Annotated in this window: 24 protein-coding genes and 4 pseudogenes; 23 read left to right on the top strand and 5 right to left on the bottom strand. The window is 43.7% G+C overall.

From position 1 onward, the window contains the following. Positions 1 to 77: 77 nt before the first annotated feature. From ADU23_RS27150 to ADU23_RS27095, 15 genes and pseudogenes are all read left to right on the top strand, one after another. Positions 78 to 1010, top strand: a complete 933-nt coding sequence (locus tag ADU23_RS27150; protein WP_053376617.1) for an AraC family transcriptional regulator — start codon at positions 78 to 80, stop codon at positions 1008 to 1010. 4 nt (positions 1011 to 1014) lie between these two features. After that, on the top strand, positions 1015 to 1926 hold the full coding sequence (locus ADU23_RS27145; protein WP_269433138.1) for an extracellular solute-binding protein: 912 nt from the start codon (positions 1015 to 1017) through the stop codon (positions 1924 to 1926). Between the two features lie 111 nt (positions 1927 to 2037). Then, on the top strand, positions 2038 to 2829 hold the full coding sequence (locus ADU23_RS33815; protein WP_053376616.1) for a response regulator: 792 nt from the start codon (positions 2038 to 2040) through the stop codon (positions 2827 to 2829). A 13-nt stretch (positions 2830 to 2842) separates the two neighbouring features. After that, positions 2843 to 3193 (top strand): hypothetical protein, encoded by a 351-nt coding sequence (locus tag ADU23_RS33810; RefSeq protein WP_053376615.1) that lies wholly within the window; start codon positions 2843 to 2845, stop codon positions 3191 to 3193. Next, positions 3175 to 3339, top strand: coding sequence for a helix-turn-helix domain-containing protein (locus ADU23_RS33805; protein ID WP_231637542.1), 165 nt, complete (start codon positions 3175 to 3177; stop codon positions 3337 to 3339). The genes ADU23_RS33810 and ADU23_RS33805 overlap by 19 nt, the downstream gene beginning before the upstream one ends. Positions 3340 to 3504: 165 nt before the next feature. Then, on the top strand, positions 3505 to 3804 hold the full coding sequence (locus ADU23_RS27130) for a hypothetical protein (protein ID WP_053376614.1): 300 nt from the start codon (positions 3505 to 3507) through the stop codon (positions 3802 to 3804). Between the two features lie 134 nt (positions 3805 to 3938). Continuing rightward, on the top strand, positions 3939 to 4163 hold the full coding sequence (locus ADU23_RS34400) for a DUF6597 domain-containing transcriptional factor (RefSeq protein WP_442950630.1): 225 nt from the start codon (positions 3939 to 3941) through the stop codon (positions 4161 to 4163). 141 nt (positions 4164 to 4304) lie between these two features. Next, on the top strand, positions 4305 to 4757 hold the full coding sequence (locus tag ADU23_RS32450; RefSeq protein WP_053376613.1) for a helix-turn-helix transcriptional regulator: 453 nt from the start codon (positions 4305 to 4307) through the stop codon (positions 4755 to 4757). 86 nt (positions 4758 to 4843) lie between these two features. After that, positions 4844 to 5224 (top strand): VOC family protein, encoded by a 381-nt coding sequence (locus tag ADU23_RS27120; protein WP_053376612.1) that lies wholly within the window; start codon positions 4844 to 4846, stop codon positions 5222 to 5224. A 238-nt stretch (positions 5225 to 5462) separates the two neighbouring features. Further along, a complete protein-coding gene (locus tag ADU23_RS27115) occupies positions 5463 to 5684 on the top strand; it encodes an AbrB/MazE/SpoVT family DNA-binding domain-containing protein (protein WP_053376611.1) in 222 nt (73 codons plus the stop codon). Positions 5685 to 6281: 597 nt separating this feature from the next. Beyond that, positions 6282 to 8201, top strand: a complete 1920-nt coding sequence (locus ADU23_RS27110) for a family 43 glycosylhydrolase (protein WP_053376610.1) — start codon at positions 6282 to 6284, stop codon at positions 8199 to 8201. Between the two features lie 193 nt (positions 8202 to 8394). Continuing rightward, the gene (locus ADU23_RS32990; RefSeq protein WP_157265990.1) at positions 8395 to 8547 is read left to right on the top strand and encodes a hypothetical protein; all 153 of its coding nucleotides are present in this window, start codon (positions 8395 to 8397) and stop codon (positions 8545 to 8547) included. Between the two features lie 284 nt (positions 8548 to 8831). Next, complete coding sequence (locus ADU23_RS27105) at positions 8832 to 9245, top strand: hypothetical protein (RefSeq protein ID WP_053376609.1); 414 nt, start codon at positions 8832 to 8834, stop codon at positions 9243 to 9245. Then, on the top strand, positions 9238 to 10071 hold the full coding sequence (locus ADU23_RS27100) for a uroporphyrinogen-III synthase (protein ID WP_053376608.1): 834 nt from the start codon (positions 9238 to 9240) through the stop codon (positions 10069 to 10071). Before ADU23_RS27105 ends, ADU23_RS27100 begins: the two co-directional genes overlap by 8 nt. 24 nt (positions 10072 to 10095) lie before the next feature. Next, positions 10096 to 10578 (top strand): annotated as a pseudogene (locus tag ADU23_RS27095) (nitrilase-related carbon-nitrogen hydrolase); the annotation flags it as partial. A gap of 161 nt (positions 10579 to 10739) precedes the next feature. Here the strand turns inward: ADU23_RS27095 and ADU23_RS27090 are convergent. The 4 genes and pseudogenes from ADU23_RS27090 to ADU23_RS34395 form a co-directional block, all read right to left on the bottom strand. Beyond that, positions 10740 to 11930, bottom strand: a complete 1191-nt coding sequence (locus tag ADU23_RS27090; RefSeq protein ID WP_053376607.1) for an MFS transporter — start codon at positions 11928 to 11930, stop codon at positions 10740 to 10742. A 104-nt stretch (positions 11931 to 12034) separates the two neighbouring features. Then, positions 12035 to 12127 (bottom strand): annotated as a pseudogene (locus ADU23_RS33800) (sugar ABC transporter permease); the annotation flags it as partial. Then, positions 12111 to 12641, bottom strand: coding sequence for a DUF2306 domain-containing protein (locus ADU23_RS27085; RefSeq protein ID WP_231637541.1), 531 nt, complete (start codon positions 12639 to 12641; stop codon positions 12111 to 12113). The gene ADU23_RS27085 and the pseudogene ADU23_RS33800, both read right to left, overlap by 17 nt. Before the next feature lie 219 nt (positions 12642 to 12860). Next, complete coding sequence (locus ADU23_RS34395) at positions 12861 to 13085, bottom strand: response regulator (protein ID WP_442950662.1); 225 nt, start codon at positions 13083 to 13085, stop codon at positions 12861 to 12863. Between the two features lie 121 nt (positions 13086 to 13206). On the opposite strand from ADU23_RS34395, the pseudogene ADU23_RS34390 reads away from it, so the two are divergent. The 4 genes and pseudogenes from ADU23_RS34390 to ADU23_RS32445 form a co-directional block, all read left to right on the top strand. Continuing rightward, positions 13207 to 13338: pseudogene (locus ADU23_RS34390) on the top strand (glyceraldehyde 3-phosphate dehydrogenase NAD-binding domain-containing protein); the annotation flags it as partial. Between the two features lie 134 nt (positions 13339 to 13472). Further along, positions 13473 to 13949, top strand: coding sequence for a sirohydrochlorin chelatase (locus tag ADU23_RS34100; RefSeq protein WP_331459292.1), 477 nt, complete (start codon positions 13473 to 13475; stop codon positions 13947 to 13949). 17 nt (positions 13950 to 13966) lie between these two features. Next, the gene (locus ADU23_RS34095) at positions 13967 to 14266 is read left to right on the top strand and encodes a hypothetical protein (protein WP_331459291.1); all 300 of its coding nucleotides are present in this window, start codon (positions 13967 to 13969) and stop codon (positions 14264 to 14266) included. Positions 14267 to 14288: 22 nt separating this feature from the next. Continuing rightward, positions 14289 to 14499: pseudogene (locus tag ADU23_RS32445) on the top strand (diacylglycerol kinase family protein); the annotation flags it as partial. Positions 14500 to 14750: 251 nt separating this feature from the next. On the opposite strand, the gene ADU23_RS27070 reads toward ADU23_RS32445, so the two are convergent. Then, the gene (locus ADU23_RS27070) at positions 14751 to 15956 is read right to left on the bottom strand and encodes an IS110 family transposase (protein WP_053373193.1); all 1206 of its coding nucleotides are present in this window, start codon (positions 15954 to 15956) and stop codon (positions 14751 to 14753) included. 314 nt (positions 15957 to 16270) lie between these two features. On the opposite strand from ADU23_RS27070, the gene ADU23_RS27065 reads away from it, so the two are divergent. The 4 genes from ADU23_RS27065 to ADU23_RS27050 all read left to right on the top strand — a co-directional run bounded on the left by ADU23_RS27065 (position 16271) and on the right by ADU23_RS27050 (position 22084). After that, positions 16271 to 16666 carry a nucleoside 2-deoxyribosyltransferase gene (locus ADU23_RS27065; RefSeq protein WP_053376604.1) on the top strand — a complete coding sequence of 132 codons (396 nt, stop codon included), beginning with the start codon at positions 16271 to 16273 and terminating at the stop codon, positions 16664 to 16666. A gap of 295 nt (positions 16667 to 16961) precedes the next feature. Continuing rightward, positions 16962 to 18449 (top strand): IS1182 family transposase, encoded by a 1488-nt coding sequence (locus tag ADU23_RS27060; RefSeq protein ID WP_063846267.1) that lies wholly within the window; start codon positions 16962 to 16964, stop codon positions 18447 to 18449. An 844-nt stretch (positions 18450 to 19293) separates the two neighbouring features. Beyond that, a complete protein-coding gene (locus ADU23_RS27055) occupies positions 19294 to 21015 on the top strand; it encodes a cache domain-containing sensor histidine kinase (protein WP_053376603.1) in 1722 nt (573 codons plus the stop codon). Continuing rightward, positions 21008 to 22084 carry a response regulator transcription factor gene (locus ADU23_RS27050; RefSeq protein WP_053376602.1) on the top strand — a complete coding sequence of 359 codons (1077 nt, stop codon included), beginning with the start codon at positions 21008 to 21010 and terminating at the stop codon, positions 22082 to 22084. Before ADU23_RS27055 ends, ADU23_RS27050 begins: the two co-directional genes overlap by 8 nt. The last annotated feature ends 5 nt before the right edge of the window (positions 22085 to 22089 follow it).

Genomic DNA, 22089 nt, shown 5'->3' with positions numbered 1-22089 from the left:
GATAGCCGATTCCTTTGTCTTGAAAACGGACATTCATGATACGATAAAGGCACTATAGCCAATGTGGAGGCAAGAAAATGATGGTGAGTTTCAGTGCTTATGACAAGGAACAGGTCGATTACGCCGATCCTTATTTTCGCATGAAAATATGGAAGATTAACCACCAAAGATTAACCTCCGAGGAATACGGACCATGGCACTATCATGAGGAAGTGGAGTGGATTGCTGTTCTGAAGGGCACGATGGCCATTGAAACAACGAATCATCATTATCCGCTGCAAGGCGGCGATGTGATGCTGTTAGGCTCAAATGAGCTTCATCGATCCCATAAATACGGAACTTCCGAACTGATATACATCGTGTGCCACGTTGATATGACCGCTTTTATGGACCCGTCCCTGCTGACGTATTATGCGGCTTTTACCGGCAAATCCGCCAATCTGACGACGCTGTACGAGCCGTTAAGCGAGTCCGGCTCAAAGGGACAAGCCTTTGAGTTGCTCAATAGAATGCTCCAGGATATTACGGCCAAGAAAAGAGGATACGAGCTCGCCGTTAATGCCAGCTTCAAAATGCTTTTGTATACGCTGATTCAAATCGATGACAGGAAGGTTATTGCGCCGATGGACCCGCATCTGGCGGAAAAACTGCGGCCTGCGTTAGCGCTGATTGAGCAGCAGTTGGAGACGTCTTGCCTGATCGCCGATATCGGCAGGGAGTTGAACTACAACGGCAGTTATTTTGCCAAGCTGTTTAAGAGAGGAATGGGAATGACGTTTACGTCTTATGTGCAAATGCGGAGAATGAAGCGGGCCGCGCAGCTTCTACTCACGGAGTCTTGGTCGGTAACCGAAATCAGCGGCAGAGTGGGATTTGCAAGCCCGGCTCAATTTTATCAGTTGTTTAGAAGACATTTTGGTTGCTCCCCGAAGCAGTTTATATGCCGTCATGGACGGGATAACGGATCGATAGGGGAATATTCGCTCATGCAATGGGAAAGCGGAGACTGATGCGTTGTTACCGCAGAAAACAAAAAAATCAGCCCTTATTCCTTATGGAATAACGCTGGACTCGTATAGCTATTTTTGGACCCACGATAAATACATAATAATACGGCGGAAACTATTGATCAGCCCCGACTTTGCTTTGGACAAGACGGCTAAGCAAGCGGATGCCGACGTAACGAACGGCAAGGTAGGCTTCTATGGGGCCAACTGGGATTATCCGTTTACTTCAAAAATTCGCGAACCGCTGAAACAAAACGCGCCGGACGCGAACTATGTTCCGATCGATGCCTTCAAGAACGCGGAAGGAAAATATATCAAAGAGACGTATAATGAAAATGGACTTTTCTCTTTTATTCCGAAAAGCAGCAAACATGCGGAACTGGCTATGAAGTATCTGAACTGGATGGCTACTCCTGAAGTGCTGTTCTTCCTGCAGTTCGGCGAAGAGGGCGTCAATCATACCATGGTGGACGACATCCCACACATGGTGGACGACATCCCACAATGGATTGCGCAAACCGGCGAAAATATGCAGATGAGCAATCTCAATCTGGATTATACGCTGGTTGTAAACGGTGCGGAGCAGGGCGATACCGAGAAAAATGTCAAAACGTACGCTGCAGCCTTGGCAACCGGAGATAAGGCCTACGAGCAATTGGCTGTCGATTCCTACAAGATCAATACGACAGACGGCTTTACCGGTTTCTACTACGGGGTTCCGAACGAAGCCAGCATCAAGTACGGCAAAACGTTGGGTGACATGAACAAGCAAATGATGGATCGGCTGATTGTTGTCAAGCCGGCCGAATTCGACGCCTTGTATGACAAGCTGGTGAAAGAATATATGGACGCTGGCGGTAAAGCGGTTCAAGAAGAGAACGTGAAGCATTACAGAGAAATCAAGGCAAGCAGCAAATAATTCATAAGATACGGATAAACCGTTTACCCACGGTTTATCCGTATTTAGATTGCTATTCCCGAAAATCTTTGCTATTATCTCGAAGAAATCCACATGTTCAGGAGGATACCCATGTACAAGGTCATGATCGTTGATGATGAGTCGTGGGCGATAAAAGGAATTCGCAACGCCTTTGACTGGGGTAAGTACAGTTTTGAAATCATAGGGCAATTTACAAGCGCTTACAAAGCGTGGGAGGCTATTCTAGCAGAGAAACCTGACCTGGTATTTACGGATATACGGATGCCGGACATTTCCGGACTTGGGCTCATGAAAAGAGCTAAATCGCATGATTTGGACACGGAGTTTATCGTCGTTAGCGGATACGCGGAATTTAAATATGCCCAGGAAGCGATGCGCTACGGCGCCCTTAATTATTTCCTGAAGCCTTTGGACGTAGATATGGCAGATTCGTTTATTGAGGAGCTTGCCATGCATTTCTCCAAAAGAAGCGCGGCACGCAATCAGCTCCTTCTGGATGCGCTGACCTCGCCCAATGAGGAGGAGATCAAACGYTATATGCCGCTTCCGGGTTGCGGGGCGGTATGTTACTACCAAGTGCTTTCCATCGATTTCGCAGGAGGCAACAAGGATTTTGGAAAGCTGCTCTCTTTGGAAGAAAAGCCTGTTACGGCTGTGGTCGTTGAAGCCGGAACGCGCAAAAGGCTGATTATTCTGATGACGGAGCATAAGGCTTGTTTAGAGGAACTTTGGGATGAATCAGCGGCAAACATTACTGGCATGAATACCGTGGGCGTCAGCAGCATTTCCAGTCAGCTTACGCTTATGAGCAAGCTGATTAAAGAAGCGGATCTTTCTGCCTCACAGGTCTTTTTGAACGAAGGTGGAAGGGTCATTCATTAAGAACCAGATTCATTTGGTGAGACCATGTATCGAAGAAATTAACCGGATCGTTCGGGAGGACCAGCCTGACGACGTGACTGCGTACATAAACGGGCTGCAGGCATACTTCAAGGATCAGCAACTCGGCATGAGCGAGGTTGTCTATTTATGGAACCAGGCGGTTGGGCTCCTTATAAACGCCTACGCCGAAGAATTGAAGGATATGGAAATGGAGTTCCTGAATTATTCCGAAATTAAAGAACGATTCGAACACTTCGAATCTCTATGCAGCTTTTTGCATGACGTCCTTGCTTCCATTGCAGTCAATTATTCAAGAAAAATCTGGGCAAAACCTTCTCCGAATACGTGTCGGATCTCCGAATAAAGAAAGCCCGCGAGTTATTGAGGAAAACGGACCTGTCGATCGAGGAGATCGCCATTCAGACCGGGTATGTGGAATACTACTATTTCAATAAAGTATTCAAGAAGCATTGCGGGATAACGCCTTCTAAATTCAGAAAAAGCAGTTAACGATGAACGAAGCGGCAGGGCCATGAAGACCAGTAGACTGAAATTGAAGCATCAGATATGGCTTATCTTTTTTTCACTATCGTTAAATTTACAGTCATGGTGTTGTATTTCTTCAATAGCTTCTCTCATCTAACCCAGAGTAGGGCCGCCAATTTCGGAAACTAAATGATAGAGCAGACCCGAAGCAAGATTGATACCGTGTTTAATGATATCCGGGTCGGCACCGGCATTGCGGTCAACAGCAAACTGATTCAGGAATATACCGTGGTGGATGATGATTACAAAAGGGCGTTTGATAACAGGAATTACGCATTGGATCTCATGGATTATATGAGGTCCTTTAATTCGTATGTGAGCGGAATTGTCATTGACGACGTTCGGGGAAAGCAGCTTTACAGTCTGGATTCCTCGGGCGGCGATATTTTCTTTCTAAAACGTTACGAAAGCTTTATCCGGGCGTATTAGAAGGACCCTTCGCTTCGGGAAAAGGGGTAGTTCACCACGACCATGAGATGGTATACAGTCCTTGGCGAGCCAAGTTAGCCTTGAAAGCCGCCAAACTGTCAAGATTATTCACGTAATATGAGGAAGAAGTGCAGATGAGCCATCCTTACCGACCCTTGCATGCTCCCCAATTGCAGCCGCAGCTGCATATCCACTCGCACAAATTCCGGGAGTTTGCGCCGAGCCGTCGCCTGGCGTCGCATGTAATTGCCTATTGGACGGTGGATTTTCTGTTGGTACCGGGAAATCCGGGACATCGAGTCATCCCCGATGGTTGTGTCGATATTATAGTGGACCTGTTGGCTTCATCAAGCAGGTAGGCCGCTTATGTCGCAGGGCTAACGACGCAAGTCGAAGTTATGCAATTTGCAAAAGTACGCTCGGTATGGCGCATCCGGCTGTATTCAGAGTCGGCCCGCACGATCCTGAAGTCTCCAATATCGACTTGAACGTCAAATCGTGTGTTTTTGGAGGATCTCTGGGGACAAGAAGCTCTCGATTGGGTTGAAAAGCTGCTGACTGCCCAATCGTTATCAGAAAGGATCGAGATCGTCGAGCAGCAATTGAGCCAAATACTGGCTGCGACCGAGGCGCCTGCCCCCACTTTGGTCTACCAGAGCATGCAGTATATATACGAAGTCAAAGGTAATCTTTCTGTAACGGATTTGGCGGATAAAGTGAACTTCAGCGAGAGACATCTGCGAAGGGCCTTTGAACTGGAGCTTGGCCTCAGCCTGAAGGAGATGCTCAGCATCATTCGCTTTCAAAGCGTGCTGGAGGAATTGTACAGCGGAGACTATTTCAACTTGACGGATTTGGCGCTTCAACACGGGTACTACGATCAGTCGCACTTCGCTGGCGTTTTTAAACGATATTACGGACTTCCACTCAAACGGCTGACCAAGCAGGAGTGAGGAAGTCCGTTTTTTACTATTTTGCAATGAGGGGCAATCACTATAATGGGAATGAAAATCAAGCAAGGCGAGGGGAGTTGTAAAGCATGACGACGGTAAAGTTGAAACGAATCGCGATTTACGTAGAAGAGATGAAGAGGGCGTTGGATTTTTATCGCGTGCTGGGGCTGGCTATTCCAGACGGCGCCGACGAAGCGCATCACGTAGACGTGGAGCAAGAAGGAATTGTGTTTGCATTCGATATGGTGGAATCAGTAAAGCGTGTTTTTGAAGGCTGGGAAGATCTTGTCGGCTACCGAACCGAGCTCGCCTTTAAGTTCTTAAGCAACGAAGCGCTGGACGACGTGTACCGTCAGTTGACGATGCTTGGGTATAACGGATTCCTCGAGCCGCGAGATACACCGTGGGGAGAGCGATATGCGATTATAAAGGACCCCGATAACAATTTAATCAGTCTCGTCGCTTAGCGAAGAGAAGGAATGCGCCATTAAACAACTATCAAATGGGAAGCACTTATGGATTGGCCAACCTTTCGATCCATCTGTTTCTCACTCTATTTACACTGCTTTACATTGAACATAAATAGCCCATTGCCATGTAAAATTGGAAACTAGAAGCTTCCAAATTACGGTGATGGGCTCATTTGCATTTTTCAAAGCACTACACTACATTAGACTCCTACCGTCGTCGCTGAACTGATATGATATTGTACGTAAAGTCGACGAATTGGGTCGTGTTGTTATTCCAATCGAATTGCGCCGTACCCTTGGTATTGGCGAGAAAGATGCTCTGGAGATCTATGTAGACGGCGAGCGTATTATGCTTAAGAAATACGAGCCTGCATGTATCTTCTGCGGCAATGCAGAAAACGTATCCTATTTCAAAGGCAAAATTGTTTGCCATAATTGTTTATCTGCAGAAAAATAGTACCTATCAGAAGGGGCTGTTGAGCTAATGCAACTTTAGTTAAATAACCCATTACCGGCGGGGAATCCAAAGTATTCAAATCCAACTAGCGAAAACAAACAATTCAAAAAAATATGTAGACCAGTTTGTAGCTCGATTAAAAATATAAAAAAAATCAGCGTTACCGAATTAAAACGGTAACGCTGATTTTTTTTTTGGACAGCAGGAGTGCATTTTTGTCATCTCTTCAAATCTTTATTTTTTTGCAAAAATCATTTATAGAATTACATTTTTAATAAAAATTCATGAGCGTATAATACTTTACATGAGATCTCTGTTTAAGATTTCCGACAGAGGACTCCTTTCGAATCACATTTGTGCTGAGCGGAGACCACATGGCCGTATAATGGGTGTCAATTCATAATCGGGATTACAGGACAAGACTACGCATCCATAGCAGCTAGGCAGCAGTGGCGAAGACAGCTTCTAGGAGGAGGTCAATATGTAACGATTGATTCAATAGGTGATTCATTAATGAACCATTCAAATTTCATTAATTTGTAAGCGCTTTCTTGTAACAAGGGGAGTAAACTGTCAACTACAGAAGGAGGTTGTATTATGAAAAAAACTAAAAAATCTAATTATGTATTGTTTTGCGTTTCGATTGTATTTTGCTTGATTGTATCTTTACCGGGACTAGCAAATGCTGCTCCAATTCACGCTGGTCCACAATTTGTGGATGGCTATTATGCAGATCCTGACGTACAGATATATAATGGCACATATTGGGTGTATCCGACTCGTTCGACTCAAGTTGGTGAATCCGGCACTGGCGCAAAATCGGTGGACATCTTCTCTTCAACAGACATGGTCAATTGGACCAAATACTCGAATGTCATAAGCTCGGCCAATATATCCTGGTTGCAACACTCATTGTGGGCGCCGAGCGGGGCTTATCGCGATGGGAAATACTACATCTATTTTGCTGCTAACGCAATCAATGGCGATGGGCAATTAGGCGGAATAGGCGTTGCGGTCGCTGATAATCCACAAGGTCCATATACCGATGCGATTGGCGCTCCCCTTATCAACGTTGTACGAAATGGTGCAGGCCCAATGGATCAAGATGTATTTATAGATGATGACGGTCAAGCGTACATGTATTATGGCAGTTGGGGCGAGTGTAATGTTGTAAAACTTAACGTGGACATGAAGTCTTTGGGAACATGGTCTGACGGAACCGTCTATAAGAAAGTTACGCCCACTAAAACGGGCGATAATGATTATTTTGAGGCGCCTAAAGTGTTCAAGAGAAACGGGATATACTATTTGACTTATGCTGCAGGCGTTTGGGCAGATTCATCTTATAAGGTCATGTATGCAACGTCCAGCTCTGTAACAGGACCATTTGTACCGCAAGGTATTATGCTACATACCGATACGACAACAGCAGACGGACCTGGTCATAACGGTATTGTTCAATCACCTACAACAAATGATTGGTACATTTTTTACCATAAGCGTTATCTGAGCAGTTCACAACGCGTACTGGCATTTGATAAATTTGAGTTTAATGCTGATAATACGATAAAACCAGTCGAAATGGCAGAAGAAGATACCTTTGATGACAGTACTGATACGGGATGGACCAAATATGGCGGTGCATGGACCGTATCTGGCGGCCAGTATAATGTAGCATCAAATCCGGGTGCCAAGGCACTTTTGGATACCGATTTCTCAGATGTAATTTATGAAGCTGATGTGACACCGGGGTCAACCGGCAATGCGGGTCTGGTATTTAGAGTATCCAATCCTGGAACGGGTACGGATGCTTACCAAGGCTACTATGCTGGACTCGATGTTCCCAATCAGAAGGTTTTGATCGGAAAGGCTAACAACAATTGGACATCGCTTTCCACTGCTTCTATGAGCTTAACGGCTAATACAAAGTATCATGTTAAAATCGTCGCACAAGATGCTTCCATTAAGGTCTATGTTGATGATATGACGATACCTAAGATTAATGTAACGGATTCAACCTATATTGGAGGCAGTGTTGGTGTTAGAACGTATGATTCAGCTGCCAAATTTGATAATATTTCAGTTCAAAGCAGCCGATATGAAACAGAAAATTTATTTGTAAGCGCAACCTCAGGCGACAAACACACCATGTTTGGGAATGGAACCGGTCGAGACCTAAATTTGAGCGGTGGATTTGGAACTGCACTGGACGCCAATGCAGTCAACGACTTTGTGACATACACGGTGAATGTGCCCGAAGCGCGCAGCTATAGTGTAAGGGTCGGCGTGAAAAAGGGAGCGAACCGAGGGCAGTTTCAATTGTCTGTAAACGGTGTCAATCATGGTCTGGTTCAGGATTTATATTCCTCTGCATTTAACTATGTAGAACTGAATGTTGCTACTATCACCTTCAGCTCGGCAGGCGTTAAATCTTTTAAGTTTAACGTTGCAGGTAAAAATGGCTCAAGTTCAGACTACGATCTGTCAATTGATTACATTAAACTAATACCAAACTGATGCAAAAATGCAAAGGTATATGTAATTAGAAGTTAAGCAAAACACCTATGCCTATAGCGAGGCCACTGAAAAGTAAACTAATCAAATCGATCTGCACCAGGACGCATACCGATAGCAGCCGGCCAAAAGCTGGCCGCGCGTAGCCGTGAGCCGGTTGCAGGGAGTCTCGGCCGGCAGAGGAGGCATACTGACGATGAAAGCATTTATTCTTGACCGAGATGGTGTAATTAATGTTGGTAGCAGCATTAACAAGAAGAAGGAGTTTATCCTGATTGCTGGTGTACCTGGGGTTAAATACGGAATTTGTGAAAATGTCTGCGAAAAATCAAGCAATCAATGGAGCTGACCGTAAAGATCTTGAAGCGGTTGTTGCAATTACGATGAATACTTTGTCTTTTTAATGCATTGAGCTAGAATTGAAGTGTCAGACTAGAACTACACACAAACGAAATAAGCCTCCGTTTCCACGGGTACAGTGGATGCGGAGGCTATTTGTTGTATAACGGGCAAAGGGTAACTCCAACCAGAATGGATGGGTACAAATATACCAATATTGGATGGTTATTTTTAGCGTTTTTTCGTTTATCATTGTGATCAAATCAGAATTAAATAAGAGAGTGAGTTCGGTTTATGAAAACATCAATTGACGAAAAGGTATCCAAGGTCGAGATCATCAAGCGGCAGGGCCGTCATCTACGGGGCACAATTAAGGAAGCGTTGCAGGACGAAGAACCGAATTTTTCCGAGGATAATATTCAAGTGCTCAAGTTTCATGGCGTCTATCAGCAGGATGATCGGGATTTACGGGCACAGCTTAAGAAAGAGGGGAAGGAGCGGCATTACAGCATGATGATCCGCGCCCGCATTCCGGGCGATGTGCTAACTTCGGACCAATATCTCGTCTTTGACAGGCTGGCGGATGAGTATACAGATTACAAAAACATGCGCATCACCACCCGCCAAACCTTGCAGCTTCACGGAATTCTCAAGGGTGATTTGAAGACGACGCTCAAGAAAGCAGGAGTAGGTGAACATTTTGCCTAAAGGATTGTCAGGGCGAAAGATCGCCATCACCGGCTCACGCAAAATACAGGAGCTCGGTGAGATTATTGAGCGGCAGGACGGTGAGGTGATCGTTCGTCCGCAGCAGGGTTTGCTTGTGCTGCAAGAGCGGGAATTGGAACGGGACTTATTTCGTCTGCTCGAAAGCGGCACGGATTGGGCCATCTTCACAACAGGGACGGGACTTGGAGCTCTTTTGGAACTAGCAGAACGAATCGGGGTTCAGGTGCAGTTGCTGGATGTGTTGCGGCGCTCCAAAGTTGGAGTAAGGGGCTACAAAACCTTTGCTTTGCTGAAACAGCATGGTATCAAGCCGCTTGTTATGGATGAGGACGGAACGACAAATAGCTTGGTCAGGGCGCTGCTGGCCTACGAATTTACCGGTCAAGGCGTGGTGATTCAACTTCATGGCGAACCGATGCCTGAACTTGTTTCGTTTTTTGAAGAGCGAGGGGCTAGCGTTCGAGCCATTTTGCCTTATCAGCATGTTGCTCCCGATCTGGAAATGTCGAGCCGGCTTTGTCAGGAAATTGTGACAGGAGCTGTGGACGCGGTTTGTTTTACAACCGCTGTCCAAGTTCGTTACTTTTTCCAATATGCCAAAAATTATGATCTCTATCTGAAAATCAAGGAAAGTTTTCACCACCGGGTACTTGCGGTGGCGGTTGGCAGAGTCACGGCTGAGGCGTTAAAGGAAGAGGGGATTAAGCGGATATTGTCGCCCGAGAAAGAACGTATGGGCGCTATGATCGTAGAACTGGCAAGTTATTATCGCCATGCGTCTACACTGAAAGGGATGGTTGAATAAAAAAATCGTCATGTTCGGGTTGCCATTGTACAGTCTGCGCCCACATTATTTGAGAAACAATCCGCTTTGGATAAAATCGAGAGTATGACAAGAGAGGCCGCCGGACAAGGCGCGCAACTGATCGTGTTCCCCGAGGTATTCCTGCCCGGGTATCCGCGGGGTCTCAGCTTCGGTATGCGTGTTGGCAGCCGTACAGTGGAAGGGAGAAAAGATTGGCAGCGCTACTGGGAAAGTTCGATTGACGTTCCGGGATCCGAAACTGAAATGTTGGGCCAATTGGCAAAAGAATTGGAAGTTTATTTGATTATCGGCGTGGTAGAGAGGGATCAGGAGTTCAGTACGGGCACTTTGTATAATTCGATGGTTTATATCGGGCCGGACGGGACTTTACTGGGCAAGCACCGTAAGCTGGTTCCTACCGGCTCCGAACGTATCCTGTGGGGGCAAGGGGATGGCAGTACGTTAAATGTCATCGATACCCCGTTCGGCAGAATAGGCGGCTTGATTTCAAATTGTAGATTGGAAAAGCACAGAACTATAACAAAAAAGCACTTCAACTCCACAATTAGGAGGACCTGCTTTTAAAAACCTTGATTGATAAATAGAAAAGGTCCTGAATCGTAAGGTTATATACCAAACGACTCAGGACCTTTTTTGTTGGAGAGATATTAAGCTGCTAACTTAGATGTATCTTTTATATTGGACTTACGGGTAAGAGGTATAAATAATAGGATAGATAAGAACCCAAGTAACAAGAAGACAATTCCTACCCACATGACGCTTTGAATACCCATGCCATTGATAAATGCACCACTAACCATTGTACCAATGGTTACTCCAAGATTTGCAAACGCTACGAACAGACCATTAGAGAAGTCTGGTGCTTCGGACGCGGATGAAGTGATCATGTACTGGGAGATATTAAGGCCAAAAGTAAACAATACGCCCCAGAAAGCAATAAGAAGTATCATGGGAACAGTAAACGATCCGAGCAAGAATATTACCAAATAACTACCAACAAACACGAGTGGATAGACAAAGGCAGTCTTTAACGCATTATTTGTAATTAATTTACCTGCGAGTAAATTACCTATCATCCCTGTTAAACCAAATAGAATAAGCATTAAGCTAATCGTATTTGAAGACATTTCCGTTACACGCCCAAGGTACTCTGCAAAGAAGCTGAATGTTGCATACATACCAGAAAGGATAAAGATTGCACCAAAGATGGCTGCCCAAACAACACCTTTCTTCAAAACACGAACCTGTGAGCCATAAGACTGTTTTTGTTTCACGGGAAGGGAAGGGATAAAGAGAAGAATGGCCAAGAATGTTAAAGCATTTACAACAGCAAAGAATAACATCGCTATCTCAAGATTCGCATAGTCCGAAATGAAAGAGGCAATTGGAGTTCCAATAACCATACCCGCGGTGAGACCCATGAATACACGACCGATTGCTTTTGGAGCCATTTCTGGACTAACTGAGGAAGCAGCTGCAGTAAAGGCAACAGACACGTAAACCGGATGTAGGAATGCAGGAACAATTCTTGCTATTAAGGCTATTGTAAAATTGGGGGCAAACATAGAAACAACGTTACTAACCACAAATAGCCCGATAGCAAGAAGCATAACGCCTTTACGGTTAAATCCTGAGAATAACAATGGCAAGATAGGACCTGAAATTGCAACTGCGAGTGCGAATAGGCTAACAAGCTGGCCTGCAGTTGAAACTCTAACTCCAAAGTTTTCAGCAATGAGTGGCAATATCCCGATAATGCCCATCTCTGTATTAATGATTCCAAAAATCCCGAAAGCTAGGATGAAAAGAATAAATGTTTTTGATTTGGTAACAGACACAATATTCACTCCTATTTATATTATTTTGTATAACAACTGTGAAAATGAAAAAGATATACTGGTATTTTTCTATTAGGAATCAATCTATAATCAAAGATTCATCAGAGCATCTTCCCGATTTGTAAAATTAGCAAAATAACAATGGTAGGCTTAATCCCAGGCAAAGTAATATGCCATATTTTACGAAGCCTGCTCGCCAGCCTTTCGTCTCCGAATGGTCCATTCTGCCGCCAAGAAAAGAAGTACGATCGTTCCTATAACACTCGCCGTATATCCGACCTCGTAGCTCATTCCCAGCGCGTTGATGAAGAGAAGCATAAGCATATGAATCATCTGATTTGTAAAGCAGAACGCGTAGCTGCGGATCATCCAGCGGCGGTGGTCTTCAACCCGTCCTTGTCTAATATGGAAGTATGCGGTCACTGTTATAAATATCCAAATGATATTAAGCAAATTGAAGGCTACACTCACGACCTTGCCTCCGGTCGCATAAGGAGCCATATAGCCTGATGTGATGCATACAACCAGTACGGCGACGACATAGACGTAGCCGAGAATACGATGCGTCTTCCGGTACTTACGGAGCTTGGCACTAGCAAAGTTTATGGCTCCCGCAGCGATTGCGATGCAGGCGAAGATGACGTGAACGTTCAGCATAGTTAGCCAGACAGGTAAATTCATCGGACGGAAGAGCTTGGTCTTGTGGCTCAAAAAAACCGACGCATCCGGATCCAGGGCGAAACGATTCAAGAGCGTCCAGAAGACGAAGGCTGAGGCAACGGTAATCAGGAGGCGGAAAGCACTTTTAGTGTTCTTCAGCCTATCAATCGGCGAGAATCACATTCACTGCGCAGCCGGGAAAAACGGAAACCGGCGAATGTGAACAATGAAACGAAAAACCAGCAATTAAGCGAGAACAAGAGACTGTGACTAATCGTCATGGCGCAACTCCTTTACATGTTGTTTAGAGTCATCAGCGCCAGCTTGAAAAGTCTCCAGCATCTGATGGTCGTTATGAGTCACCAAGATAACCGGCACCTCATTATCTTTCTTAATCTTAGAGCATAGAGTGATTCCATCCTGATAAGGAATTGCTGCATCCAATAACGAGACTATAGTCGAACTGTAGTGCTTTAAGAAATTGTGATTTACCATCATACAATTCCGACCTTGCCAGTCACTAGAATTGTGCTAAAATAAAAAGGTACCATTCGGTACCTTTTTATTTTAGCACAAGACGGTCCAGAATCAAATAGCGCCCTAGGAGGACTTGTGAATGACTGTAAAAGTAGTAGGTATTAACAGCTTTGGACGGATCGGACGACTCGCTTTTCGCCGAATTTAAGATGTCGAAGGTGTCGAGGTTGTAGCAATTAACGACCTTACGAACGTTAATCATTTGTATCATAAAAGAATACAAGATCCTGCATTACCAAGTGTAATGCAGGATTTTTGCCGTTTATTAAGGGCTCAATTAACATGTGGGAACACATTGAGTAGCATAGGATTGTAGCCATGGATAGAACGGGTGGGGAGAACATCATGAGTAAGGTTGGTGTCCTGGTTATAAGCCATGGATCAAGGGATAAAGGCTGGGTTGACCTCGTTGACGAAGCCGTAACTGCGATTCATTTGCCGGCAGACGTTCCTATTTATGACTCATATCTGGAGCTGGTGGAAGGTCGGTTGATTCAAGACGGTATTACTAGCTTAGAGGGGCAAGGTGTGACGGATATCATCGTCGTTCCTCTGTTCGTGTCCTCAGGGAGTACACATATTGATGAAATCAGCTACTCCTTTGGAGTCATCAAACAGCCGCTGCTGGAGACGGACATGAAGCCTTTTGATATCAAGGCACGTATTCATTGTACATTGCCGATTGATAACGATCCTGTTATTGCTGAGATTATTTATGACAAAATCAAGGAAGTGTCCGAATCGCCAACGCAGGAAATCCTTCTGCTGATTGGGCACGGAAGTAAAGAGAGGGCTTTCATCAGAAGTGGCTTCAAGGCTTAGAGCAGTTAGCAGGGCGTTTGAAAGCTCTAGGCGGCTATGACGAGACGGGTGCTGCTACGCTGTTGCCGGATCAAGTGCATGCTAAAATGACAGAGTGGGCGGATAAGAAGCCTGGACATACTGTTATTGTGGCGCCGCTTTTTCTGAGTGAGGGCTATTTCACGAATCAAGTAGTCCCTTCCCGTTTGAAGGGATTTGCATATAAATATAATGGACGGGCGCTGCTGCCAAGTCCGCTAATTTCCAAGTGGATGGAGAAGCAGATTGCTTCAATTCGAGACAGTGAACAGGTGATGAGACACAAGACTGATCTATAACCCGACTTCTGGACGGGAAGAAATGAAGAAACGCCTGCCAGAAATCCTTCAGCGCTTAGAGCGCGGCGGTTTCGAAACATCCGCTCACGCGAGTATCGGTGAAGGAGACGCTATACTTGCCGCGGCTGGGGCCGTGAATCGTGGCTTTGATCTCCATTATCGCCGCAGGCGGCGGAGACGGCACCTTGTGCAATGTCGTCAATATGGCTGAGAAAGAGGGGCGGCCGCCGCTAGTGGTCAAATGTCTCCAATAAAGTCTCTTAAAATATGAACAATATTAAACTGATAGATATAAGTTCATGGTAGAATCTGTTCTGAGAAAATAAAGTTTAGACTGCGGGTGGGTATTAAGCTATACCAGCTAATAGCCTGTCAATATTTAATAATTAATGAAGTAAACGAAGGATGCTATACTGGTAAAAATGCATGTCAAATAACCGTCCCATAGAATTTGGGAAGGTTTTCCTCAATATCTAAACGTTGCTTATTCAGTCAAGCGGAAAGGTTCTTTCTTGGTCAAAATCGCATAAATCCAATGGATCAGTCTATTTACACAAGCGATCACAGCTACTTTAAATAGTTTGCCTTCTGAACGCTTTTTGTCGTAATAAGCTCTTATTTTCTTGTTACGTGAGCCTTTCAGTCCACACCTTACAGCTTGATATAAGGCTGTCCGAAGCCTTCTAGAACCACGTTTGGTGATTTTATTTCGGGTTGCTGTAAACTTGCCGGAAGAGAAGACACTTGGATCAATACCGGCAAACGCAACTAGTTTCTTTGGGTGATCGAACCGATCGATTTCACCGATCTCAGCTAAAATTGTTGCAGCAATTTTAGTGCCAATGCCGGGTATCGATTGGATTAAATCATATTCCAGTAATTCTTCAGCAAGGATCTCTATCGATTTATCAAGTTTTGCTAAATGCTCCTGGTACTGAAGAAGTAAATTAACGAACAGCTCCAATGAGATTAAATGACTCGGAAAAGCGGTCTCCCTGAAGGGATTTCGTTCTGCTGCAGCCATTAGTTTCTGTGCCCGTTCCAGCGACCATCTGTTTGAACTGACATGTCCAACTAGGCGTTGTATGCTTGCTGTAACGTTTTCCTCGGACATCGCTAGCACGGATTGAGACGTTGGATACTGCGCCAGGAAACGAAGTGATACCTTAGAATAAAGGTCACCAAACACGCCATGATACTCTGGAAAGACTTGATCAAGCACTGCTTGAAACTGCAACTTTACCTGGACATACATTTCAGTAAGTGACTCATGTTGCCGTGTCAGGTAACGCAGATTCATGAGATACTGACCCCGTTTTTTGTAAGGCTCCAGCTCTTCTTTGAAGAACATTTCACCCAACTGGTATGCGTCAGCAACATCCGTTTTCACCTTACGTAAATTCATCTTTTTCGCTTGGTGTGAAATTAACGGATTGATAACGATATACAGATATTGATGATCATCTAGAAACTGTATAACTGGACTATGATAATGCCCCGTTGCTTCTAACACAATGGCCGGACGCTGCCCAGTAAAAGACTCCAGGTTTTGAGTAAAACGGAGGAAGGACGCTAATCCCTCAAGATTGTGCTCAAATCGAAAGGTCTTTCCGTAGGGCGATCCTCGATCTGAAAAAGCTTGTGCATGACTTTCTCCTTTAGATACATCTAATCCAATGACAGGGTTCATTCAATCACTCCCGATATTATATTCGCCGGCAACCCCTAACCTTCTCGTCGTCCACATTATCGCATGTGATTCGGGATCATTGTCCCAACTAGCCTAATCATGGTTTAACAAGTAGGGGGGATGAACTGTATAGCTCTCGGGATCCAACTCCCACGGGCAGAAACGTTCGATCCCCGGCTACCGCTATCTTATGACCTCACAAAAATGAGGTCTACCAGAAAGATCTGGTGACCTCATAATACGAACGGGCAGAATACTTTCAATATGTGCTAATATATAAATGCATGTGTAGAAGGCCGAAATGGGGGAACGAAATGAGGTTTTATATAGCGTCGAGTCTCAAAAACATAGAAAACGTGCGGCAAGTAGCTGAGAATTTGAAAGCACGAGGTTTTCAACAAACGTACGATTGGACAACACATTCGAATATAGACTCGATTACCAAACTCCGTAAAATTGGCCAAGAAGAAGTTTCAGGGGTACTGGCTGCAGATGTAGTAATTGTTATGATCCCAGCTGGGAAAGGGAGTCATGTTGAGTTAGGAATTGCTCTGGGAGCAGGTAAGAAAATTTATTTATACTCCTCAACCAATGAACTGAATGAAATCGGAAACACATGTACGTTTTATCATGTAGATTCAGTTGAAAAGAGGATTGGTTCCTTAGATGATTTGATAAATTCAGTCTGTCTTGAATACCAGCTTCAATAAGCTATCGGGTAACATTAGTTCAATGCCTTCAGTAGCAGTTCTATTTCTTCATCACGTACGAATGTTTAACTGTTTTAGAAAAGGACTCTTTTTAGTGAGAATACACTGAGAAAATAGTCTGTATATAAAGGGGGGGGGGGGCGATGCCCCTCGCCTCTATACCCACAATGGAAAAACTCGACCTCATGGAGAGCCCTGCAAAACGAATACATTATCTGTAAAAAATGCCCCAGTACCGCACCGGTACTGGGTTTGTTGTATACTTGGAAGAAAAGGAAAAGTGAGTTGAGTCTTGTTGTTGCATCCAGCCAGACAATTATCTGTATCATTTCACTCGGAGTTATATAAATTTGTGCCAGAAGACCATCTGCTGCGCAAGATTCATTCAGCCATAGATTTTAGATTTATTCATGAATTAGTAGAGCAATCTTACTGTAAGTATTATGGCAGGCCTGCGAATGAGCCAGAACTGCTTTTTCGGTTGTTGTTTTTGCAAATCCTCTACAACCTCTCAGACGAACGAGTGGTACAAGAAACGCAAGTGAACTTGGCCTACAAGTGGTTCCTCGGTATCAACCCAGAAGATCTGGTACCGGACGCCTCGCAGTTGTCTCGCTATCGCAATCATCGGTTAGGTGCAAGTCAGGTTGAAGATATATTGAAACATGTGGTTCGCCAGTGCATCGAGCAAGGCCTGGTGAAAAGCAAAGCCATCATCATGGATGCAACCCACACTCAAGGAGGTAGCCCAAAGCAGCGACCACTTGACGTTCTGCGAGACGCGGCCAAACGGCTGTTTCGCGTCGTCAGCAAACGGCATCCCAAGCTGGAAAAGAAGCTGCCTAAGCCACCGCACGTAAAAAGCGAACAAGCAGATGCCGCGCAAATCATGTTAGCTTATCTGGCGTCACTAGGCGAGACGGTAGAACAATTGCTGCCGGACCATGAAGGCGCAGTGAGTGAGAAATTGGGCATCGCCAGACAAATAGTCGAAGATGAGCGGCTGCTTTCACACAAAGGCATCCTGTCCGCATTCGACCCGGATGCGCGCTTCGGCTGGAAGAGCATCTCGAAATCGTTTTTTGGCTACAAAGAACATATCGCTATGACAGAAGAAGAAATCATCACTGCTTTAGAAGTAACGCCAGGAAGCACCGACGATGGCAAACAGTTGTCTGTGCTGCTGGAACAATCAACAGCAAACGGAATGAACGTAAATGAGATCATTGCAGATAAAGCTTACTCCGGCAAAGACAACTTGGAGAAAATGAAAACGGAAACCATAACGCCCGTCGTACCTCTGCACCCCATTGTTCACGAGGGAGGCGAGCGTCAAGAAGGATTTGAATACAACAAGGATGCCGACTTTGTTGTTTGTCCTGCTGGCGAGCACAGCATACGGAGAGCCATTCAAGGCAGCAAGAAAACCGGGAAAAGCCGCTCCATGGTCTACTATTTTGACATTGAAAAGTGTAAAGCCTGCCCACTGCAGGATGGCTGCTACAAGTCGGGGGCCAAGAGCAAATCCTATTCCATTCGAATTATCGCCGAGCATTTTAAAGAACAAATCGAGTTCGAACTCAGCGATACGTTCAAAGAACGGATCAGACGCAGACCAATTATTGAACATAAAAATGCGGAGATGAAGAGATTCCACGGCATGGCTACAGCGAGATACCGAGGTTTATTCCGCATGCGCATACAGGCGTACCTTACCGCTTTCGTAGTAAACGTAAAGCGAATGGTGAAGCTAAACGAACAAAAGCAGCCCGCCCTCAGTTGAGGAAGGACTGCTTTTTTACTGCACACCTTAGTTTTTTTTCAGTTCGAAGCCCTCATTTGAACAGAAGTTAGACTTTTGCGGGCTCTCCCCTTCGGGGTGGTTTTTTTTTAGAAAAACGAAACCTCATTATCTCTATACTTAGGCTTAGTAAAGTTAACGTTCCTATTTCTCCCTATTTAAATGTATCTTTGTAACGCTATTCGGAATTATTTTGTCCATTTGTTCTAGTCCGATTTCAAGATAGGAAAGTAACGTTACGTTTTGAAGGATGTTCCCATTGCAGTTAAAGAGCATCTCTAGGCAATTAAATCGGATATTTATGACATATAGCAATAGCTTTCATCTAAATTATAAGCATACTCACAAACTAAATTTCCTGAATGGATACAAATGAGGGAAGAAATTATCCTTTAACAAGGTAGTCGCTTCGCTTGTCAACATTCCTTCAAAACTCCACTGTTGTTTATACATAGTTGAGCACTGGTATAAAGATGGAGCTATTTTTATTAAAAAAATTCAGTAAATTTAACTTACTTATAATATTTGAGTATATCTATCATTCGTATATCAATTCCCCCTCAATCAACTCTCTTAAATCCTCGATTTTTTAATATTCCTAATATCCTTAATTGCTTTCAATTTTATATCTATCTGATTTTTATATCTTGATTCGTTTTGTAATTTCATATCCCCAACAAACTATATTCTTATTTCCTTATTGTTTTACTAGGAAATATAGAGTATTTTTTATTAGAGCGTTGATCTATTCATCTACATTAGTACTTCTTTATTAGATTATTTTAATACGATGGAAGTGGTATACGGTGTACGGGGAGAATTAAGAATGAAAAAAAGAATAAGACATAAGCTGGTATTGTTTGTATTGATCGGTGTTCTATTGACGAGTGGCATTAGTCTTTTGTACGTACAAAATATGCATAAGTTATATGAACAGCTTGTATATGAACAAACAAGTGAGAAGCTATATTTGTATTCAGAGCGAATCGAGGATATGCTAGCAGCTATTGATCGAATGACGCAATCGATAGCAAGTGACGCTGACATTCAACAAGGACTGGAGAAGATAAAGCAGAACAAGAATAGTCGCGAAACCTATTTTACAATTCGAGCATTGGAAGATAAGCTGCTGTCGTATCGTTTCTTTAATTATCCGATTCGCTCTATGGCGATTATTGATTATTGGGGTAATGAATACTGGCTAGGCACCACCAAGGATGAAACTGCACCAGCCTATAGTAAGCAATTTATCGCAATGGCCGCTGAGGCGGAAGGGAAGAGTCTGTGGAAGGGTGGGGAAAGAGATTCCAAGATTTTTACTTCCTTAAGGGAAATAAGGGCAGTAAAGAGTATGGATTTTCCAAAGTTAGGGACGTTAATTGTTCGAGTGAATGCAGATGATTTGATTGATTCCATTAGCTCCGGTCAGTCAACTTCCAATAATATATTACTCATCTATGAGGATCATACCCCCATCTATTGGAATGATGAGCAATGGAAAGATACAATTATGCCGAACTCTCTAATACAGAATGAACGATCAGGCGAACGCTATGAGATGATCACGTTAAATGATCACAAATATTTAAGTACCTTATCTACAATAAGCTTTACAGGTTGGACATTAGTGAATCTTGTACCTTATGAATCGTTATTTCAGAAAGCCATTCTGATGAAAAAAATCCTGCTGCTTTTATACAGTCTCATTCTTGTCTCACTTGTGTGGATAGGCTTTATTTTTGCAAGAAGCATTACACGTCCATTGGAGATGCTGGCTTTTCGGATGAGCAAGGTAGAGAAAGGAGATTTTGCTACCTATCAAGATGAGCCTGTAAAAAATATGGATGAAATCGGTTGGTTAACGAACAGCTTTGACAAAATGACCGTTTCATTAGACCGTTTAATTAAGGATAACTATATCAAACAAATTCATATAAAGGAGTCTCAGTATGAGGCGCTGAAGGCGAAGCTAAATCCTCATTTTCTCTACAATACGCTGGATTCGATTAACTGGCTAGCACGCAGACATGGACAAGAGCGTATCTCTAGTATGGTTAAAGCTTTGGGCGATATGTTGCGAAGTACGACAAGTAAAAAGGAAATGGTCATGTTACAGGAAGAAATTCAGCATGTGAATAACTATTTACTCATTCAGAAATATCGTTTTGAAGAACGGCTGCAATGTGAAATCGATATTCCGGATGAATTAAACAGATGTTATATTCCTGCAATGATCCTGCAGCCTATTGTTGAAAATGCTATTAAGTACGGAATCGATGAATTGACAGGAGAATGTAATATTACGATTAGTGGGGAACGTTTTGGTGAGCAATTAGATATTTGGATTGCGGATCAAGGCCCAGGAATGGACACGCACTATTTAGAGCAGGAAACAGGGGATGGAATTGGACTAAGAAGCATTCATGAACGTTTGCGATTACTGTATGGAGAGCCATATGGTATTGGGATATTGAAAGGTATTGATCAAGGAACAATTATTCGGATTCGAATTCCTGTTTTATTGGAAGGGGCAGATGGTCATGTCTAGCTATCGGGTATTAATCGTCGATGATGAACGAATGTCGAGAGAAGGTATTGCAGCATCTATTGACTGGTCAGCTCTTGGTATGGTGTTAGTAGGAACAGCTGTCAATGGACAGCAGGCATTAGAGAGGATTCAAGAGCTACAGCCTGATGTTGTCATTACAGATATTAAAATGCCAATCGTTGACGGACTTCAATTAATTGAGCAGGGTTTAAAAAAATCTTCGCACATTATATTTATTGTATTATCAGGATTTGGAGAGTTTGAGTTAGCTACTCAGGCGATGCGTTTTGGTGTGCGACGGTATTTATTAAAGCCCAGTAATGAGCAGGAGATTACTGAAGCTTTGCTGTGGTCTAAAGGGGAGGTAGATACTATTCGCAATAATTTTGCGAAAAATACAAGCCCCAACGTTTCAATTGCACTTGAAAGTGAAAGGATAATTTCTTCAACGATACCTAGTGATTTGTTACAGGCGATTGTTGATGCTGATGAAGCCCGGTTAATGAAGATATCGAGGTTATGGATTGAGCAATTATGGAGTGAGGGGGTATCATCACCTGCCATTCAAGAAAATAATAATGATGTTCTGTCCTATATTCGCGATCAGTTGAAATCAGAATATGGCATTCGTACAGCATCTACTGTTGTAGAGAGTCAAGATATACAAGCTTTCCAGAAGGAACTAGGGAGGCTGTATACGAGCTATCATTATTATAAGATTGATAAGAAGGCAATGCTGGTTATAAAAATAAAACAATTAACCATCCGGCACATTCAGAATAGACAGCTTTCTTTGCAATGGCTAGCTCAAAATTATTTATTTCTTAACTCCGAATATTTGGGTAAGCTGTTTAGGCAACATGAAGGAGAGAAATATACTCAGTTCTTGACCTCTGTTCGCATGAAGAAGGCGAAGGAGCTATTGCTTTCACATCCTACGTTGAAAATATATGAAGTAGCTGAACAATGTGGATTTGAGCAAGATCCGCAGTATTTTTCCAATGTATTTAAGAAATTTTATAGCGTTACACCTAATGAATGCCGTAAACAGCCTGTGGAGGACAACTAGTACGG

Origin of the sequence: Paenibacillus sp. FJAT-27812 (assembly GCF_001273905.1) — a bacterium.
Taxonomy (GTDB): domain Bacteria; phylum Bacillota; class Bacilli; order Paenibacillales; family Paenibacillaceae; genus Pristimantibacillus.
The sequence above is the reverse complement of the archived record's forward strand: the minus strand, read 5'-3'. Positions and strand labels throughout refer to the sequence as shown.